General features: G+C 43.4%; 2 protein-coding genes. Both read left to right on the forward strand.

Annotation, left to right across the window (positions count from 1 at the left end):
• Window positions 1-1,566: 1,566 nt before the first annotated feature.
• Window positions 1,567-4,506 (forward strand): transglutaminase-like domain-containing protein, encoded by a 2,940-nt coding sequence (locus A3761_RS18035; protein ID WP_068553942.1) that lies wholly within the window; start codon window positions 1,567-1,569, stop codon window positions 4,504-4,506.
• 2 nt (window positions 4,507-4,508) lie between these two features.
• A partial coding sequence (locus tag A3761_RS18040) for a hypothetical protein (RefSeq protein WP_156491934.1) occupies window positions 4,509-4,934 on the forward strand: 426 nt, incomplete at its 3' end.

Here is a 4,934-nt window from a genome sequence, read left to right on the forward strand (position 1 = left end):
AGACTATCTAGACTTTAGAGTACGTGGGTATACACACCGTCTTGAAGTGGCTGATCAGTTTATTTGGAGCCCATGGAAACTTGATGCCGTCTATGCTGAGCTCGTATCTGGACCGGATGGCGCTGCTATCACGCGTGAGGATGATGGTTGGCCTTATCTTGCAAAGCTAGATTGTACGGGCTGCTTACATTATTTGAACTGGATTCCACAGAATGATGGCGAGTTTGAATTTGACATCGCACTTAGTGACTCACGAGGTGGTAAGGTAGATAATCAAACATTTACGGTCAATGTCCAGCCAAATCAACCTCCTGAAATAATCACATCGGAATTCCCCAATACTGCTTCTGTTGGTCAAGAGTATGTGGTAGTTATCGATATAGAAAACGATGTTCCCCTAGGGCGATACGAAAACTTTGATGATCTTCAAATAGTCTTTGAACAGGGGCCTTCGGCAATGCGAGCACTTAAGTTAGATGGTGTATATCATCAAACCAACAAGTTTTATATTTCTTGGACGCCGACTTCCAATGATTTGGGTGAGAATCAGATAAGGTTTAGAGTTGATGATCGTCTAAATAGTAGTGTTTCTAGTGCGTATACAATTACGGTAGTGGACGATAATAGCGCTCCGGAAATTACTTCAAGAGGTGTACCTGATGCTGAGGTGTCTATTCCTTATTCTTATCAAGTAGAAGCTATCGATCCAGACGGAGACAACTTATCTTATAAACTCCTATTAGCTCCTGAAGGGATGAGTGTAAGTGATACAGGGTTAATCACCTGGACTGCACTAGAAAGAGATTTGGTTGAAGAGCCACCTGCTTACACGCGTTTCATTGTCTGGGTCGAAGTATCTGACTCAAAAGGTGGAAGTGATATTGAAAAATACTATTTAAGTTTGGATGAGTTCTACAATCGAGCTCCAGAATTCGTACCGTCATACCATCCTTTAATCGCCAAGGTTGGTGTTCCCTTTGTTCACCAGGTGGTGGCTACAGATAGAGAAGGAAACTATCCACTAGAATACATACTCAGTTCAAGTTCGTCTGAACCTACTATTGATACTTCTACTGGCGTGATAACCTGGGTTCCGGGCCACGCTGGTAGATACTGGCTCAACGCAATGGTGAGAGACAGNGAAGGTCGTTATGCGTCTGCAAATAACGAGTTCTGGTATGTAGATGTAGTCGAAAGCTCTGAGTCTCTAGACGCCGAGCTCAGCCTAATCAACAAACCATTGACCACGGCATTCGTAGGTCAAGCCTATCAATATCGCTTCTTCGGCGAATCCAGCTTAGGTGGCAATGTCGTAGCAAGCTTGGTTAACGCACCACAAGGTATGACCATTACGCCGAATCAGCCTTATGAGGGTGCCTACGAAATTAACTGGATGCCGGATGAAGCCGATTGTGTGCATGACGTTGAGATTGTGCTTATGGACGAATACGGAAACAGTCAGCCAGTGCATTACTCAATCGATGTTCACAATGCACCGAAGAAATTAAATCGCTTCCAATGCTCATTGGATAACGAGCTGTGCGCGGCACCATGAGGAGGGATACCATGAACTTAAGCAATCAAGAAAATTTACTGTGCACAACTAATTCAAAAGGGAATGCTGCAATGGTTTCTCATCTTTCTCCAATGATGCGTTTTATCGCACGTATCGTTTTGACCTTAATCTGTTTTGTTTGGTACAGCTCTTATGTGCACGCTGCGGTAGAGCGAATGACAAAAGAACCTGCGCAAAACCAAATTGAACACTATTATCCGCTGGGCGCTGAACTTGAAAAGCTTCGTACAAACTTGAAGCACTTACTTCGAGAAGCGAGTAAACCTTCGAGTCAAGGAAAGGCAAAGCCATCAACACAAATTGAGAATCTTGCTCTCATTAAAGAGTTAGATGACGCCCTTCGCGAGCAAATGTCTGTAAGGCTAGCTCACCTTCAAAAGCAAAAGGCGTTAGATAAAATATCGCAACGCCAGGCGCTGAATAACGAAGTCTATGAGCGTGATATGAATGCCCTGTATCAGAATTTGGAGACTATCGAAAAGATAGGCGAAGATGCTTCCAGGCAGCGTGAAAAACGTAAGGCGATTACTCAAGCGCTTACATTACTCAAGTCGCCTTTATCTCGCCCTCACGAAAGTTACAGTAATGATTTAGACTTTATTGGTTCGGCTCCTCGTGAAATCTATTCCTCTCAAACTCAAATTAATAGCTTATTAGGGACTGATAATGGAAGCTATTCTACGACTGACAGTGCCACAGAGATTACTCAGGCGATTACAGGCAAAGTTGCGGAACTCGGCACCGATCCTTTGAGTTTGTATAACTGGGTACACGATACTATTCGCTGGATTCCGAGCTTTGGTGTGATGCAAGGTGCTGATTACACGCTTCAATCAGAACAAGGCAATGCCTTTGATAGCTCAAGCTTATTGATCTCGCTGCTAAGAGCCGCGGGTCACGAAGCAAGATATAAATACGGTGTCGTCAATATACCTGCCGACCAAGCAAGAAATTGGGTGGGTAACGTTAAGAATGCTGCAGCGGTTGCCAACCTTATGAGCCAAGGTGGGATTCCACAACACCAGTATAGCTATGGGGGTGATGTTGAAGAGATACAGCTTGAGCATGTCTGGGTTGAGGTAAAGCAAGGTGAAACCTGGTATAGCCTGGACCCGAGCTTTAAACAATACACTTATACCGATGGGTTGGATCTTGAAAATCAGGTCGCTTTTGATGCGCAAGGTTTATTAACTTCCTTGGAAGAAAGTTCAGTCAGTAACGAAGCTGAAGGTTGGGTACAAGGTGTTAACACCTCCTTAATTGAAACGGAGTTGGCCAACTATCAAACTGAATTGGAAACCTATCTAAATAACAATGCGCCAAACGCAACATTGGGCGATGTGTTGGGCTTGCAAACCATCATTCCTAGCGAGTTTTTAGCACTTGAAGAAGTTGCTCTGGGCTATGAGATTGAATTCAGCGCAACCATTGATCACCTTCCTGAAACCTTATTTCATAAGTTCCATTATCAAGTGGGTTCTGCCATCAGTTACGATTATGGCCAAAGCTTCAGCTGGGGGAGTGAATACTTTGAATTATCAGACTTCACGACTAATCTTGTAGGTAAAGATATCGCCTTCAGCTTCCGTCCCGCTACGGCAGACGATGAAGCGGCGATCGAAAGCTATTTACCCGAGACGATTGAAACTGTTGATGATCTGCCAAGCAGTTTACCCGCAGGTGCAATTCAAATGATTGGTGAGTTAACGGTTGACGGTGAGGTGGTACACAGTACGCCAGCAATTGCCTTAGGTGAGTCCTTAAAGACACGTTTAGGTTTTGCACCGGCACAACAGAGCTTCAAGTTTACTGAAAACAATGTTGTGGCTGGCCAATACCAAGCGATTGGAATTGATATGCAAGGGATCAGCCCAACACAACTCGAGGACTTACAAACAAAGTTGGAAAATACCCAAGCACAGCTTGAAGCAGACAATTCAGCGAGTTTGACGAAACATGACGTGGTAGGAAATATCATCCAGGCAGGAGTCCAAGGCTATTTGGCAATGACCTACGCCACTGACCGAATTGCTGCACAAGCCGCAGGTGTTGCTTATTACCGACAACCCAGTTACGGCACCTTCAGTACACAGATGGAAGTAAGCTATTTGATAAATGGTACACCGAATCAAGTAAACTTCACCGGTGTTGTGATGGATATCGACCGTTTGAACAACAACGTTGAAGAAAAGAAGAATTGTTATGAAGGCTGGGTAGCCTTTAACCGAGCATCAGGTATGCGAAACAGTGCCTACGAGCACCAGATTCCCGAACAGTTATTTTCAACCGATACAGAGCAGGCTGAAGGTGTCTCGACAGCCAAAGCACTCGCGATAGCAATGGCACAAGGACAAAAGATCTATACGTTAACTTCAGCTAACGCATCACAGCTGAACTTCATTGCGATTGATGAGGGGGCTAGGTCGGAGATTCAAGCTGCTTTGCTTCAAGGGCTTGAAGTAACGGTTCATGAGTCACCTATTACTGTTAATGGATGGCATGGATCGGGTTATTCGATCATCGATACCGAATACGGTGTTGGTGCTTATAAGATATCTGGTGGAGCTAGTGGTTCCGCTGTACAGAATCTAGCTAACTTTTCAGATGCTGTCTCTTGGGTTTCTCTGTTTGCAGGTGGATGGCACACAGCAATGGGGCTTCTTCATAGTCCATATGGTTTCACCGTAGCTGCGATTGCTAGCTATACTAATTTGTTCACAACCGTTATGGCTTGGGCATTAGTATGTGGTGATCCAGCAGTAAATATGCTCTTTTACATGCTCTCTACTTTCATGTTTGCGTTATCTACCATTTTATCTACTGGTGCCTTCGGGATTGCTGGAATTATATTTTCCTTATTGCTCGCGTCCATGATGCAATATCTAGCATTACATTTATCTACGTCAATGTCTTCTTCGTGCAGGAACTAATAATGATAAAGAAAAAATGTGGTGTGTGTGGGAGCGATTTTGACCCTAGTATTAACAAATTATGTCATACATGTGGTTCTTATAATCGGATTAACTTTGAACTGGCATTTGCTTTGAGCTTGTTTTTCATTTTACCTTCCGCTGCAATTGTGAAAGGGACAGGAAACTTTCTCTACTTATTAACAGGCCTTATAGGTCTAGCTATTTACGTATTTAATATTAGATTTGTAAGAGACAAAGAAAAAACTTTCGGTGTTTTGTTAAGAGCTAAGGAATATAACAACGATTTTGAGGCACTAAAAGCGAATGGTATGGGCCCTTTGAACTTTTTGTACAATCATGGAGATGAGATCTCTGGATTAAGGAAATTAGAAAAATGGTCTGAGTTAAGAACATTGGTTTTCAAAAACGATATGATGGCTGTTCCA

This window comes from Oleiphilus sp. HI0123 (genome assembly GCF_001635315.1).

Coding starts and splice junctions, on each gene's coding strand:
- A3761_RS18035 (WP_068553942.1), top strand. CDS start 1,567: ATGAACTTAAGCAATCAAGAAAATTTACTGTGCACAACTAATTCAAAA.